The organism is Bacillus cereus group sp. MYBK14-1 (assembly GCF_051916885.1).
Lineage (GTDB): Bacteria > Bacillota > Bacilli > Bacillales > Bacillaceae_G > Bacillus_A > Bacillus_A cereus.
The window spans coordinates 1-14,421 of record NZ_JBQAHM010000004.1 but is presented as its reverse complement, the minus strand read 5'-3'; the positions used below and the strand labels follow the sequence as shown (position 1 = coordinate 14,421).

Sequence of the window (14,421 nt, the reverse complement as noted above, 5' to 3'; positions counted from 1 at the left end):
ATGTGCAACTTCTTAATGGAATAAGAAGGGTGCATTAAAAGTATCTGTTAAGGTGTCCAGAGAAGATTAGGAAACCGAAACATACAACGTGGAACGTAATTACAATCGCAAGGATGTGTGTAAATTTATTGTTTGGCCAAAACTTATGCTTCTTGTTTTTTCGTTCAAAAATATCGAATAAAATAAACAGTGCGGCATGGTATAGACCATAAATAACATACTGCGCAACAGCGCTTCCTTGGATGTGCCAAATTCCCATAATGAAGAAGTTTAAAAATGCACCGATATACGAAATAGTGTAACGGTTCTTAATTAACTTTTTCTTCGTTGCAAAAAAGACGAAACGCATGTAAATAAAATCACGGAACCAGAATGATAAACTCATGTGCCAGCGGTTCCAGAAGTCTTTAATATTACGACTAAGGAATGGCTTATTGAAGTTTTCTGGCGTTTTAATTCCCATCATATAACTTACACCAATTACAAAAGAGCTATAACCAGCAAAATCAAAGAATAGATATAAGCTATAGCTATACATGTAAATCATATTTGAAAATATTGTATCGTGTTGAGCGAATGCTGGATCCATACAATATTGCTTTATTAAGTAAGCAATAATAAATTTATACAAGAAACCTTGGAAAATACGATTTAGTCCTGTATATAGTAAATTTTGATATTCTTCAGCGCTAGGTGGCTTTTGAATATCTTTTTGGAATCTTCGGTAACGATCGATAGGTCCTGTTGAAATCGCAGGGAAGAATAAAACGAATTCCCAGAAGTTAAAGAAAGAAAGCTCTTTAATTAAACCATCACGAACTTCAAATACCATTTGAACTGCTCTGAATGTTACGTAAGATATACCTAGGAAAACAACAAGTTTTAACTCAGGTAAAAACGATGCAAACGGCGCGATTTTTGCCAAAATAAGAGGCAAAATCGATAAAATAACAGCTATGCAAAATGTGAATGTACTATTATTTTGTTTTCTTAAAATTAAATAGCCTTTAATAAGGACATATTGCCAAATAATAAATGCAGCTAGCATCATTGCTTGCTTTGGTTTATCTGAGAAGATAATAGCAATCATGACTAATGTTAAAACGGCATTATATTTGCGCAACATTTTACCTTTTAATCCAGCTATGATAGTAGGTATTAATAAAATGCCCACTATAGCGAAAAAATAAAATGATCCATATGCGGTCATGCTGTAACCTCACTCAATAATTTTTTGCGATCTACCTTTCCATTTGGTGTCATTGGAATAGAAGATTGATACATGAATTTACGTGGAATCATGTAGTTTGGTAATCGCTCATTGAGTTCTTTTTTGATTGCAGATGTTAATTTGAATTCTTTTTCAAATGAATGTTCTCCAGGAACAACAACCGCTAATAAATAATCGTATTTCTCACCTTTTTTAATTGGAACGATAACTGCTCCTTCTACGTAAGAACACGCACGAAGGTGATGCTCAATTTCTTCTAATTCCATTCGATAACCATGCAGCTTAATTTGGAAATCAAGACGACCATTATAGAATAGAAGACCATTTTTAACATAGCCAGCATCGCCTGTTTTATAGGCGCGCTCACCGTCAATCATAGTAAATGCTTTTTCTGTTAATTCAGGGCTTCCTAAATATCCAACGCTTACGCTTGGACCGACAATTACGATTTCACCTTTTTCACCATCAGGTGCGATCGTGCCATCTTCTTTCATAATAAGAAGGCGACAGTCTGATTTACAATAGCCAACTGGAAGTGATTTGTATTGATCAAGCACTTCTTCTGTAACGTGAATACCTGTTACAGCGACAGTAGCTTCTGTTGGACCATACGTATTCATAATTGTTGCTTTAGGGAAACGTTCAATTAATTTTCTAGCCACTTCATTTGGTAACACTTCGCCGCAGAATAAGAATGTTTTCATGTTCGGTAGCATACTCTCAGAGAAAGATGCTTCCATTAAACACATTTCAGCGAAAGAAGGTGTGGAAGTCCATACTTGAATATCCGATTGCTCTAAAGAAGCAAACAAGTCTTTTGGACGCGCAATCATATCTTTATCGATTGCCCAAAGTGTACCACCTGTTACTAATGATGGGTAAATATCCATTACAGATAAATCGAATGAGAAAGGTGCTTGGTTTAAGAATACTTGCCCTGTTTGTAAGTTGAAATCTTCTACAGCCCATTTTGTAAAGCTAACAAGGCAGTTATAAGTAATCTGAACCCCTTTCGGATTACCTGTGCTTCCTGATGTGTAAATAATGTAGAAATTCTCATCACCTTTTACCGCATGTTCAGGATTTGGAGTGTTCCCTTTATGAGTAAAGAAAATATCTTTTAAGTTGTCTTCACTTACGATGCGAACTGGTAAATCAGTTACAGTTACTGCTGTTGCCGATAAAAGTAATTTCGCACCAGAATTTTCAGCAATACGTTGTACACGATCAGCTGGGATAGATAAATCTACAGGAATGTAAGCATGTCCAGCTTTTACACATCCTAAAAAGTTAATAATCATTTCAGGTTGCATATGGCCATACACCATAATTGGTGAACGATCGTCTGGATACTCAGAAGAAATCCAATGTGCTAACGCATCAGAATCTTCCTTTAATTGTTTGTACGTAATTTTCGCATCTCGCCAAACAAAAGCGGTTTGATCAGGCGTTTCTGCAGCCCACTTTTCAATTTGTTCTAATAACTTCATAACGTTCCCACCCTAGAATTCATTGTAAATAAATGTACTTGTGTTTGTATCATGGAATCCATACAACCAAAGTAATGCAAATAAAATTGCAAGATAATAAACCGTCTTTGCAACCCATTGTGTGAGTGGTCGAGACCATATCTCTTTTAATCTTTCCATGTCTTTCCCTCTCTTAATGAAATAATAGCTCTTTGTAGGTATCATGTCCTACATTATTGTGAAAAAAACAAAATCCCACATTTTAGGTAAAAATAAGTCAAAAGGCTCTTTTCTGATATTAGCACTAAATACTAAAAAAGAAAATCCCTAACTTAGCAATTATATTACATTCAGCATGAATTTGTAATGGGTTTGACATGTAAATAGAAAGTGGATTGTGTGAATACATAAAAGTGGACTATAAGAATACGTAAAAATACAGTGTTTGTTTTTATTAATCATTTAAGACGGAGTAAACTTTTAAATTTCTAGTTCTTTTGAAAAGGAGGAAATTATCATGAATAGAGTGTGGAAGAATCTAATTTCGGAAGAAAATATCGTGAAATGGAGAAGGCATTTCCATAAGTATCCGGAATTATCATTTCATGAAAAAGAAACTTCGCAATTTATATATGATACATTATGCTCATTTTCTTCTTTTGAAGTAACGAGACCGACGAAATATAGTGTACTAGCAATTAAAAGAGGTGTGAAGCAAGGGAAAGTAATTGCGATTCGAGCTGATATAGACGCTTTGCCAATTCAAGAGGAGACAAGTAAATCTTATACATCTGTGAATAAAGGAATGATGCATGCATGTGGGCACGATGCTCACGCAGCTATTTTATTAAGCACAGCAGAGGTGTTATCAAATATAAAGGAAGATTTTGCAGGTGAGATTCGTCTATTCTTTCAGCACGCAGAAGAGGTGTATCCAGGCGGGGGACAAGAAATGGTTGAGGCAGGTGTAATGGACGGTGTTGATTATGTAATAGGTTTACATGTTATGTCAGGACTTGAGAGTGGAAAGATAGGAATTGCATATGGACCGATGATGGCAGCTCCAGACGTATTTACAGTTGAGATTCAAGGCAAAGGAGGACATGCGGCGCGACCAGAAGAAACGATAGATCCTATTGCTATCGGAGCACAGATTATTACAAATCTACAACATATCGTATCAAGAAATACAAGTGCTTTTATGCAAAGGGTTGTTTCAGTTACACAATTTCATGGGGGAACGGCTGACAATATTATTCCTAGTACAGCAACTTTAATGGGAACTGTTCGTTCATTTAATCAAGCATTGAGGGTGGAAGCAGAAGGGAAAATCGAGAAAATTGTGAAAGGAATTACAGAAGCACATGGAGGATCGTATACATATACGTATCGATATGGATATGATCCGGTTATTAATGATGAATATATTACGAAAATAGTAGAAGAAAGTGCACTACATTTGTTTGGGAATGAGCGTGTTGTGAAGCTTGAACCTTCTATGGGTGGAGAAGATTTTTCAGCATATTTAAGAAAAGCACCTGGTTGTTTCATTAAATTAGGAACAGGTAATGAAAATATATATACTTGTTATCCACATCATCATCCGAAATTTGACTTGGATGAATCAGCATTAATTTGTGGAGTGGAGCTATTTTTAGAGACGACTATAAGATTACTAAAATCATAGAAAAACAAAAAAAGGCAACTGCACTCTATTGCAGTTGCTTTTATTTCTTTCCGTCAGAGAGGGCTGAGAAAGAACTATGCTCATTCATAGTATATGAATAGCTAACGGACAAGCTTGTACATTTTAATCATTTTTTTAAAAATAGTTATTGACATTGATAATCAATGTCAATTAATCTAAATATAGTTGGAATTGATAATTATTATCAATAGAATGGATGCGACATGTTAATGAGAAAGAATTTTCACCTTCTGCGGAGGGGATTAAAAGATAAAAATAAAGATGTTGATCAGCATATGGAATGGCAAAGAAATGTAATTCGGTCTGAATATGTAGATGAGAAGAAGAGCATTCAAACAGAAAAAGAGATACAAAGTAAAGGGAGAGGTTCAGTTGAGTAAGTTAGTAATGATTTTTGCAAGTATGAGTGGAAATACAGAGGAAATGGCTGACCATATTGCCGGCGTAATTCGTGAAACAGAAAATGAAATTGAAGTTATTGATATTATGGATTCACCAGAAGCTTCTATATTAGAACAGTATGATGGAATTATTTTAGGTGCATACACTTGGGGAGATGGCGATCTTCCTGATGATTTCTTAGATTTTTATGATGCAATGGATTCTATTGATTTAACTGGGAAAAAAGCGGCAGTATTCGGATCATGTGATTCGGCTTATCCGAAATACGGAGTGGCAGTTGACATTTTAATAGAAAAGCTACAAGAGCGCGGGGCAGCAGTTGTGTTAGAAGGACTAAAAGTAGAATTAACGCCAGAAGATGAAGATGTAGAAAAATGTTTACAGTTTGGAGCTGAATTTGTAAAACACCTTTCTTAATGGCAGAAGGGAGATGAAGAGCAAGTGCATGAGAAAATCTCAATCAAAACGATGACAGATTATCATTTGTATGATTTTATGCGTTGTCCGCATAAATTTTATTTTCGTCACATAAAAAGAAGAGAACCTTCTTCATTTGAATGGCAACAAATAGCACAAATGATTGTCAATCAAATTATTAACGAGTATTACACGCTACCTGCGGGTCAACAAACGAAAATTGTACTTTTAATATTAATAGAAAAGTATTGGAAAAAAGTAAGGATTAATATGTTTGCTTCGAAGACGGAGTACTATATTGTATTAGCGAAGCTAACGGATCACTTATTACAGTTCGTTGAAAAGGATGATAGTCAGACACCACCATTGTTTTTATACGAGAAGTTTCAAACATATATGGAAGAGTTAGGTGTCCACATGTCATTGACATTTGAAGTTGGTGAGTGGAGTGCTGAGTCGTTTGTAATTAAAAAGTATGTTGTCGATGCAGATGAGGAAATGCTTGCTCTTTGTCAGAAGCTAATGACAGTATTCAGTTATAAAGCTTTCGGAGTTCTTCCAGGAAAAATTGAAGTTATTAATTTAATAGAAGGAACTAAGTATGAGTACATTCCGAAACAGGAAGATATTATAACTGGAATGGCTGATTTATCTAGAATGAAAGAAATGTTAGAGCAACCTGAGCATTATACAGAGCGTCATTTTCGTTCTGAGTGTATAAGTTGTGCGTTTCGTAGTGAATGCCAAGGGGAAGAAGTAAAGACAGAAGCGAAACAGAAGAAAAATATAGTTCATTAAAGGATGCAACTTTGCATCCTTTTTTGTTATTGACATGAAAAGCTTTTCATCATTTACGGTATATTTGTAGCAGATTTTAATAAAGTGAAACTTTAATCAGTGGGGGTTTTGTCAATCACCCACTGATTATCAGCCCTCATTAATCGGGCTACCCACAAATAGCAGAATAAAGGGAGGAATAATCAATGAAAGATGAAACAAAAGTATTTCAATGGTTAAAAGAACAAAATGCTCCTTTTGAAATTCAACTGCAAATTTTACAGGCGTTTCAATTGTATAAAGTTATTGTTGAAATGGATAAAAAGTTAATGATGTACGAGGAGAGAGTATATAGGGAGAGAATGTAATCTCATCCCTGTAATATCGTTTTTAGCTGTTCTGTGCCTGTAATGAATTCGAGTTCATTCTCTGACTCAAAGTTATAAATAATATTATGTAGTAAAGGACTGTATTGATAAAAGGTAGTAATACGATGAATGAGTAATGGATCATGATGAGAAATAAGTGTACTGTACTGTTCATATACAGATGTAGTAAACTCATCTCCGAAATCATAATATAGTCCTGCAAAATCAAAAGCAGGATCGCCAATTTGCGCATCACCAAAATCGATAACACCTGAAATGCTTTTGTTATGCTTGTTAAATAAAATGTGATGATGAGTAAAATCAGCGTGAATGATTGTGTTTTGAAAAGTGGATGTAGCTAAACATGCAAAGAAATTTTCAAATAAGCGATTTAAGGCTAGTTTCTGTAATGAAGTAAGGCTAGTAGTGAGATATTGGTTTAATTTTGTTTGTAGCTCTTTCCAGTAGGTACATGTTTTTTCAATAGGGAAACATAGCGTTGTAACTTGGTGTAAAGGAATACTATGTAGTACCGCAAGGAAAGTAGCTAATTGTGTAATAATTGCTTTCAGCTCTGTATCCTCCAGCGTGGCAACTGTTTCTGTTTTTAATGGTTCACCATGAATGAGAGTATAGTAACTACAAAGAGGAACCTCATCAGATTCATTTTTATAAATTAGGTGATATTGTGGAACTTCGATTTCTTGTAGTGATTGAGTGAGAATTGCGCATAGTTCTTTTTCTAACGGAATTCGCATCGCATATTCCTGTTTTCGCGGGAAACGAAACAGTAGCTCATCATTTACTATAACTGCTACATTATCCCATCCTTCTTCATTTTGTTTATATGAATGTATAGAAAGATTAGGCAAAGCTTCTTTTATATAATGTTTGTAAGAGTCCATAATTGTTCCTCGTTTCTGAGTTAAGTTATTCTATTTTATGATATCAGAATTTTCTTTCTATATGTTAAAATATATCTATTATTATGAAGAAGGGCGGGAGTATTACGAAAAAAAGACTGTTAATCATTTCTCTATGTATCGCTTTTGTATTGTTTTGGTCATATAAAGAGGAGGTTTTTGCTACCTTTAAACCGATTGATCAGTACGAGTTAAATAAGGAATTAAAGAACAAAAGTATAGAAAATTTAACTCATAATGAAATGAAAAAGGTAGGAGAGCATTTTGTGACTGAACAACTATCAGTGTTTGAGTTTAATAATAAAGAAGATGTGAAACGAAAAGGTGAAGAAATATTTTTAAATAGAGGGTATGAACAATTAATGGAAAATTATTATCCAAATCGTTTTCGAGATTTAGAGTATAAATTTACAAGCGAGGAGATACGTGAAGAGACCGATGAGAGTTTTCTTTATCAAGCTGTAGCGTACGTTGCGGGTACTGAAAATGGTAAGAGAAGCGAAATGAAATTGAATTATGAAGTGAAAATTGTAAAGGTTAATAATATTTTTATGGTGCTAGAACAAAAGCAGCGCGTACAATAAAGGAAATTCATTGCTCAATAGAACATTTGAGGGTGTATTACTTAATGCGGAATAAAAAGGCCCTCAAGGAATAAAGGGCCTTTAAAGATTTTCATTTTGTTGACCAAGTTCTTTTTGAGCAATATATAAATTCCCTTGCTCGACTTGTTTAAGAGTATGAACAGAATCTCCTGCATATCCTTTTTGTGTTTTAACAGTTCTTTTTGAACGATTGGAATCTTGTTTCTTCATATAATAGGCCACCTTTCATCAAAAATAAACGAAAATGATAAGTATGAGTAATACAGCAGCGAAAATGGTAATGCCCATTAAAAACGAAGTGTTTTTATATTTAGGTGGCTTATGTACATCTTGCCGATATCCAGGTGAAATTTCAGGGGCAAATTCTTCATCGAATGATTGCTTTTTTTCTTTGTCGTCCATATGTACCCACCTTTCTTTTTCATTATATTATACGTTACAAGAAAAAATATGCATAAAGAAAACAGCCGCTTTATTATTAGCGGCTGTTTTGTGTTGTATATTTTCGTTGTACTTGAAAGAGACGGATAAGTAGGAAGGCAGCGCCAAATGCTAGACCGATAATAAGACCGATCCAATAGCCTTTCGCGGCCCATTCTGTATACGTCGCTAATATGTAACCTAGTGGTAGACCTATTATCCAATAAGCAATTAAAGTCATAATTAGAGCAACATTTACATCTTTATAACCACGCAAAGCTCCTTGTACAGGGGTTGCAATTGCATCTGAAATTTGAAATAAAATTGCAAAGATAAGAAATTCTTTTGCTAAATGATGAACTTTTGCATCTGTCGTATAAATAGAAGCAATTTGATCATCAAAGAAGTAGAGAAGAATCGAATATAATAAAGCAAAGGCAAGGGCTAATCCAATTCCAATCAATCCGTATTGTTTTGCATTATCGTAACGTTTTGCTCCAACTTCGAATCCGACCGCAATAGTCATTGCCATTGCTAAACTTAGCGGAGTCATATATAACAAGGAAGCAAAGTTCATAGCTGCTTGGTGAGCTGCAATAGTTGTCGTACTAAAATTACTCATCATGAGCGTTACCGCAGCGAAAATACTCGTTTCAAAAAAGATAGCAAATCCGATAGGGACGCCAAGTTTTAAGAATGCTTTCCAACTCGAAAGAGAAGGTCGGTATAATTGTTTGAAAATGTTGAAAGAGGCAAAAGGCTCTTTCGTCTGAATAATAATGACTGTAATAATTAAAATGCACCAATATGTTGCAGTGGAAGCAATTGCTGCTCCGACACCACCAAGCTTTGGGAAACCGAAGTTACCAAAAATTAATAGGTAATTTAATATTACGTTAATTGGTAATGATAATAATGTAATAATCATCGTTGTTCGAGTTTTTCCTAATGCATCAATAAATCCACGTAAAACAGTGTAAGTGAATAAAGGTATAATTCCTATTGCGATAATACTTAAAAATTGCGCTGCAATACGTTCCACAGGTTCTTCTAAGCGCATGCCATTTAAAATAGGTGAAACGACGAAAAAACCGATGAGGATAACAACGAAGCTAGCACAAATTGCTAAATAAACTGCTTGTATGACAACGTGGGGAACGTCCTCTTTTTTCTTGGATCCAACGAGCTGTGCAACAATGGGAGTAGTAGCCATTAAAATTCCTGTTAACCCCGTACTAACTGGAATCCATATACTTGTTCCAATTGCAACACCTGCTAAATCAGTTGGACTTGCATGTCCTGACATCGTTGTATCAAAAAAACTCATCGCAAATAATGACATTTGTGTTACGAAAATCGGAAAAAATAGTAATACAAATTGCTTTAACTTTTGTGAGAATGAAGTAGTTTCTTTCATAAAATCCCCTTTCCGTATAAAAAAACAAACTCTTACTATCATACAATTTAATCAAAGATTAGAAAAGAAATACGCGCCTATAACATATGAAGCCAATAAAAAAAGGATGCACTTTGAAAAGGGATAAGGTATTATGGTAAGGTGTGAAAAAATTACATATTATTTGTTATTAAGGAGGCACTACTTGTGGCTGATTGGTTAATTGGTTTAATCATGGGTGCTGTTGAAGGGTTAACAGAGTTTCTACCAGTATCATCAACAGGACATATGATTTTAACAGGACATTTAATTGGATTTGACGATGAGAGAGCGAAAGTTTTTGAAGTTGTTATCCAATTGGGATCGATTTTAGCAGTTGTTGTTATATTTTGGAAGCGTCTATGGTCGTTAGTTGGAATAGGTAAAGTAACAGACGGACCATCGTTAAATTTATTACATATTATTATCGGGATGATTCCTGCTGGGATACTTGGCGTGTTATTCCATAGCACTATTAAAGAGGTTTTATTTGGTCCAGGACCAGTTGTTATTAGCTTAGTAGCCGGTGGTATTTTAATGATTGTTGCTGAGAAGTTTTCGAAACCAAGTACAGCAAGAACGTTAGATGAAATCACATATAAACAGGCATTTACAATTGGAATGTTTCAATGTTTAGCTCTTTGGCCAGGATTTTCTCGTTCTGGTTCTACAATCAGTGGTGGTTTATTAGCTCGCGTGTCGCATACAGCGGCAGCTGAATATACGTTCATTTTAGCGGTACCGATGATGGTAGCTGCAAGTGGATTAGATTTAATTAAAAGCTGGGATGTATTAAGCTCAGCAGATATAACGCTATTTGTAACAGGATTTGTAACTGCATTCGTTGTTGCGATGCTTGCAATTGTTTCATTCTTGAAATTATTATCTCGTGTGAAACTAACACCGTTCGCTTATTATCGTTTTATTTTAGCTGCGGTATTCTATTTCTTCATTATGTAATAAAAAAACCTGCCGAGCTCGGCAGGTTTTTTTATTTTACTATTTTTTCCACCATATTTTCCATTACATGCTCCCAAAGAGAAGTATCATCAGCTAATGTAGCACGGAAATTAGCATACATTTCTTTTTGTTTTTCTTCGAATGTTGGATCTTCTTTTTCGGGTAATGTAGCGCGCATTGAAGTTACTAATTCTTGTACTTTTGGAGCGCGTGGTCCAAAGACGGCTTGTTCATTTCCATCTTTATCAATGAAAATAAAGATTGGAATCGCACGTGCTGTTCCATTTGTTAAATATTGATCCATTAATTCTAAGTTTTCGTCGCGAATTAATAAACTCATTTCAATATTTGCAACTTCAGAAATTCGTTTCATAACAGGTACGCATAAAAGAGCATCGCCACACCAATCAGCAGTTAATACGATAACACGCCAGCCGTCATTTTGACGTTCTTCTAATACAGGAAGTAATTCATTTGGAATTAAAAAGTTATTGTAAATGTGTAGTAGCTCGTATTGGTTTACTTGCATTTCATTCACATATGTATCAAAGGACATACCTTTATCAGCCCATTGTTGTAAGTTCATAATTAACACCTCTTTAGTAAGATTTGCTTTCATTGTACCAATTTTTATATAGAAAAGCTTGTATTCTTACTCTTTCTCGTCACTTAATAATTTATTTAAGAGGAAAAAGAATAGTACGACACATAATTCAGCTATGTTGGACATTTGTACGCTTTCTATCCAATCATCAGCAGTATGAATGACGAACCAATCTAGTGTAATTTCAATGAATGAGAAAAGAGTAATAGAAATCCAATTTGGCATGTTTTGTGTCAGTGGATATAGCAGCGCTTTGAAGAAACTGAAGATGAAAAATGTAATACTGTCTAAGAAAGTGATTAATAAAAAAAAGAGAAGTAACGCAATACGTGAACTATACTCTATACCTGTAATTTGAAAGATTCCTACATATACAAAAAATATAAATGCAAAAATTATAATGAGAAAAAGAGCAATAATACTAATGATAATCGTTTTATCTTTTAGGCTGAGATTTGAGAATTTCTCCTCCTCATGCATTAAGATACCCCTTTTTTCTGGAAGTTAACTTCATTTTATCATGAAATACATATTAAAAAACTACGAATTATGGGAAAATAAGGTGACAAAAAGTAAGATTTCATGTAAAATTATTAATAAGGTTTTTATTTAACTAAATGAAATAAAAGGAGCTGTCAAAGTTGTCTCAAAATCGAGAGCAATTAATGGAAGAACTATCGACAAATGTGTTTGCTATGTTTCGCACATTGCGTAATGATATCGGAAAAATATTTGGTGGTTACATACCGTGGAATGAATTCATCGTCCTGAGAATATTAAATCGTACGAATAAAGAAATGGTATCGCGTGTAGCAAATGAATTAAATGTGTCGAATAGTCATATTACAGCTGTTACAGAAAAATTAATTAATAAAGGTTTTGTAACTCGTTCACGTTCTACATCAGATCGCCGAGTTGTGTATTTAGAGATTACAGAACAAGGGAAAGATTTAGTTGCGAAAATGGAAGATGCGAAAAAACAATATTTACAAGAAAGATTCTCTGCACTTTCAGAAGATGAAATGAATGTAATGATTTCAATTTCCAAAAAACTTATTTAAGTGATTATAAACAAGAAAACGCTTACGTGATGAAATAGAAGATCTTCCTTATATATGGGAGGTCTTCTTTCATGTGTAATAGATGTTAAAAAATAAAATGTGTATGAAAAAAGATAGAGCGCCATACTACTAATACAAGGAAGGGAGGGAGAAATATGACGAATCGTAACGGTAGTAAAGGGAGCGGTAATCAAGGATCACCAAAGTCTGGCCAGTTTAATCAGGAATTTAGCACTGAATTTGAAACTGGTAATGATAATAAAGGGAAAGAATATCGTTCTAAAAAAGGGAGTAAATCAAAAAAGGAGTGAAATTCATCACTCCTTTTTTGATTTAAGATGCTGCCGATTGATCCGTATTATATTTTTCTTCTGATTTTGCGACAATCATTGCGCAAATTGCATCACCAGAAATGTTTACAGCTGTTCTAGACATATCTAAAATACGGTCAATACCGATAATTAAAGCGATACCTTCTACTGGTAGATTTACTTGATTTAAAACCATTGTAAGCATTACAAGTCCAACACCAGGTACACCAGCAGTACCGATACTAGCTAGTACAGCAGTTAATACGACCATAGCTAATTGCGGTAATGTAAGTTCAACTCCGTATACTTGAGCGATAAATACAGTGGCTACCCCTTGCATAATGGCAGTACCATCCATATTAATAGTTGCCCCTAGTGGTTGTACAAATGAGCTTATCGCTTTTGGAACGCCAAGCTTATCTTGTGCTGTTTTCATTGCAAATGGAAGCGATGCATTAGAGCTAGATGTACTAAATCCAATTGCCATTACTGGTCCGAAATGTTTAAAGAAACGAACAATACTTTCTTTTGCTAATACCTTTAATAAGCCGCCATATACAAAGACCCCGTGAATAATGAGTACTAACATAACGACAATCATATACTTGAACATCGCAGCGACGCCTGCAAGCCCCATTTTACCAACGGATGAAGCGAGCAAACCGAATGTTCCAATTGGGGCTAATTTCATAACGAGATTAACAAGATACATCATTAATTCGTTGCCCTGTTCAAGTAATGAATGGATACCTTGAACTCGTTTTCCTAAAATAGCTATACCGAGTCCAATCAATACGGCAAAGGCAATGATTTGTAACATGTTTCCGTCAGCCATCGCTTTTGCTGGGTTATCTGGTACGATATTTAGCAATGTGTCGACGAAAGATGTTTCAGTTTTTGCACCTTCATACTTAAGACCTTCTGTTTTAAAATTACCGCCAGCTCCTGGTTTTATAATAAGTGCAAATGTAACCGCTATAGAGATGGCAACCGCAGTTGTTACGAGAAAGAATGAAATTGATTTTAAACCGATTCTTCCAAGTTGTTTCGGATCTCCAAGGCCGGCAGCACCAAGTACGATAGAAATGAACACAACAGGAACAACTAGCATTTTAATAAGTCGAATAAACAATTGACCAATTGGGTTGAACACAAATTGATTTAGTGGCTCAAAGATAGATGGAGCAGCTAAATTTAGAGTGAGTCCAACAACTAGACCTAGAAATAATGCGATTAAGATTGCTTTTGTTTGTTTCAATAAAATCCCCCCTTTTGTTTTTGCGAAATTTCTTTCTAAAGTAATTATACCGAAAAAATACCTGATTTGACAATATTTTCTGAATTTTTCGTTTTTGTTTAAGTCTAGATAGACTGATTTTGTGTTTGGAAAATAAAATAGACCATCACATAGGATGGTCAAGGGAAGGGGACAATTTATGTCAATTTAATTAGGGATGGAAGTTGCTTTAAGACACTGGGGAATGTCTTATAAATTAGGGAGGAACAACTTCGATACATATACTATAAAAGGTAGGTGTGACTCTCATGTGAACATAGGGTGAAAGAGAGGGGGAGTTTTAAATAAAAGATAGAAAGACAAAAAATAAGACCATCATATATAAGATGGTCAAGGAAGGGGACAATTTATGTCAATTTAATTAGGGATGGAAGCTGCTTTAAGACACTGGGGAATGTCTTATAAATTAGGGAGGAACAACTTCGATACATAT

The 14,421-nt window shown here is 34.7% G+C and carries 19 protein-coding genes; 9 read left to right on the top strand and 10 right to left on the bottom strand.

The features are described from left to right. Positions 1–34: 34 nt before the first annotated feature. Genes dltB through ACTFR3_RS12925 form a run of 3 tightly spaced genes read right to left on the bottom strand, consistent with a single transcriptional unit; the run spans position 35 to position 2,880 of the window. Complete coding sequence (gene dltB / locus ACTFR3_RS12935; RefSeq protein WP_000127933.1) at positions 35–1,210, bottom strand: D-alanyl-lipoteichoic acid biosynthesis protein DltB; 1,176 nt, start codon at positions 1,208–1,210, stop codon at positions 35–37. Then, positions 1,207–2,721 carry a D-alanine--poly(phosphoribitol) ligase subunit DltA gene (dltA, locus tag ACTFR3_RS12930; protein WP_000770506.1) on the bottom strand — a complete coding sequence of 505 codons (1,515 nt, stop codon included), beginning with the start codon at positions 2,719–2,721 and terminating at the stop codon, positions 1,207–1,209. Before dltA ends, dltB begins: the two co-directional genes overlap by 4 nt. 12 nt (positions 2,722–2,733) lie before the next feature. Further along, on the bottom strand, positions 2,734–2,880 hold the full coding sequence (locus tag ACTFR3_RS12925; protein WP_000440293.1) for a teichoic acid D-Ala incorporation-associated protein DltX: 147 nt from the start codon (positions 2,878–2,880) through the stop codon (positions 2,734–2,736). 337 nt (positions 2,881–3,217) lie between these two features. Between ACTFR3_RS12925 and amaA the strand changes: the two genes are divergently transcribed. The 5 genes from amaA to ACTFR3_RS12900 all read left to right on the top strand — a co-directional run bounded on the left by amaA (position 3,218) and on the right by ACTFR3_RS12900 (position 6,372). Then, positions 3,218–4,387 (top strand): N-acyl-aliphatic-L-amino acid amidohydrolase, encoded by a 1,170-nt coding sequence (amaA, locus tag ACTFR3_RS12920; RefSeq protein WP_001082783.1) that lies wholly within the window; start codon positions 3,218–3,220, stop codon positions 4,385–4,387. Positions 4,388–4,617: 230 nt separating this feature from the next. Beyond that, positions 4,618–4,788, top strand: coding sequence for a hypothetical protein (locus ACTFR3_RS12915; protein WP_163050904.1), 171 nt, complete (start codon positions 4,618–4,620; stop codon positions 4,786–4,788). Continuing rightward, positions 4,781–5,227, top strand: a complete 447-nt coding sequence (locus tag ACTFR3_RS12910; protein ID WP_000041153.1) for a flavodoxin — start codon at positions 4,781–4,783, stop codon at positions 5,225–5,227. Before ACTFR3_RS12915 ends, ACTFR3_RS12910 begins: the two co-directional genes overlap by 8 nt. Before the next feature lie 24 nt (positions 5,228–5,251). Next, positions 5,252–6,025, top strand: coding sequence for a hypothetical protein (locus ACTFR3_RS12905; RefSeq protein WP_000544574.1), 774 nt, complete (start codon positions 5,252–5,254; stop codon positions 6,023–6,025). A gap of 185 nt (positions 6,026–6,210) precedes the next feature. After that, positions 6,211–6,372, top strand: a complete 162-nt coding sequence (locus ACTFR3_RS12900; protein WP_000651086.1) for a hypothetical protein — start codon at positions 6,211–6,213, stop codon at positions 6,370–6,372. 2 nt (positions 6,373–6,374) lie between these two features. Here the strand turns inward: ACTFR3_RS12900 and ACTFR3_RS12895 are convergent, their stop codons facing one another. Further along, positions 6,375–7,277 (bottom strand): aminoglycoside phosphotransferase family protein, encoded by a 903-nt coding sequence (locus ACTFR3_RS12895; protein WP_000378985.1) that lies wholly within the window; start codon positions 7,275–7,277, stop codon positions 6,375–6,377. 83 nt (positions 7,278–7,360) lie between these two features. Between ACTFR3_RS12895 and ACTFR3_RS12890 the strand changes: the two genes are divergently transcribed. Next, positions 7,361–7,879 (top strand): hypothetical protein, encoded by a 519-nt coding sequence (locus tag ACTFR3_RS12890; protein WP_000715252.1) that lies wholly within the window; start codon positions 7,361–7,363, stop codon positions 7,877–7,879. An 81-nt stretch (positions 7,880–7,960) separates the two neighbouring features. Here the strand turns inward: ACTFR3_RS12890 and ACTFR3_RS12885 are convergent, their stop codons facing one another. The 3 genes from ACTFR3_RS12885 to ACTFR3_RS12875 form a co-directional block, all read right to left on the bottom strand. Next, positions 7,961–8,110: a hypothetical protein gene (locus ACTFR3_RS12885; RefSeq protein WP_000743742.1), complete on the bottom strand. Its 150-nt coding sequence runs from the start codon at positions 8,108–8,110 to the stop codon at positions 7,961–7,963. Positions 8,111–8,128: 18 nt separating this feature from the next. Next, positions 8,129–8,302 carry a hypothetical protein gene (locus ACTFR3_RS12880; protein WP_000341062.1) on the bottom strand — a complete coding sequence of 58 codons (174 nt, stop codon included), beginning with the start codon at positions 8,300–8,302 and terminating at the stop codon, positions 8,129–8,131. A gap of 76 nt (positions 8,303–8,378) precedes the next feature. Next, the gene (locus ACTFR3_RS12875) at positions 8,379–9,737 is read right to left on the bottom strand and encodes an MATE family efflux transporter (protein WP_000665548.1); all 1,359 of its coding nucleotides are present in this window, start codon (positions 9,735–9,737) and stop codon (positions 8,379–8,381) included. A gap of 186 nt (positions 9,738–9,923) precedes the next feature. On the opposite strand from ACTFR3_RS12875, the gene uppP reads away from it, so the two are divergent. Continuing rightward, positions 9,924–10,715 carry a bacitracin resistance undecaprenyl-diphosphatase gene (gene uppP, locus ACTFR3_RS12870; protein WP_000796253.1) on the top strand — a complete coding sequence of 264 codons (792 nt, stop codon included), beginning with the start codon at positions 9,924–9,926 and terminating at the stop codon, positions 10,713–10,715. 31 nt (positions 10,716–10,746) lie between these two features. Here uppP and ACTFR3_RS12865 read toward each other — a convergent pair whose 3' ends face one another. Next, on the bottom strand, positions 10,747–11,334 hold the full coding sequence (locus ACTFR3_RS12865; RefSeq protein ID WP_002040836.1) for a thioredoxin family protein: 588 nt from the start codon (positions 11,332–11,334) through the stop codon (positions 10,747–10,749). A gap of 33 nt (positions 11,335–11,367) precedes the next feature. Then, positions 11,368–11,799: a YrvL family regulatory protein gene (locus ACTFR3_RS12860; RefSeq protein ID WP_000544070.1), complete on the bottom strand. Its 432-nt coding sequence runs from the start codon at positions 11,797–11,799 to the stop codon at positions 11,368–11,370. Between the two features lie 161 nt (positions 11,800–11,960). On the opposite strand from ACTFR3_RS12860, the gene ACTFR3_RS12855 reads away from it, so the two are divergent. Then, a complete protein-coding gene (locus ACTFR3_RS12855) occupies positions 11,961–12,380 on the top strand; it encodes a MarR family winged helix-turn-helix transcriptional regulator (RefSeq protein WP_000081432.1) in 420 nt (139 codons plus the stop codon). Between the two features lie 155 nt (positions 12,381–12,535). Beyond that, a complete protein-coding gene (locus ACTFR3_RS12850; protein WP_000184928.1) occupies positions 12,536–12,691 on the top strand; it encodes a hypothetical protein in 156 nt (51 codons plus the stop codon). Positions 12,692–12,713: 22 nt separating this feature from the next. Here ACTFR3_RS12850 and ACTFR3_RS12845 read toward each other — a convergent pair whose 3' ends face one another. Further along, a complete protein-coding gene (locus ACTFR3_RS12845) occupies positions 12,714–13,949 on the bottom strand; it encodes a dicarboxylate/amino acid:cation symporter (protein ID WP_000814802.1) in 1,236 nt (411 codons plus the stop codon). Positions 13,950–14,421: the final 472 nt, after the last annotated feature.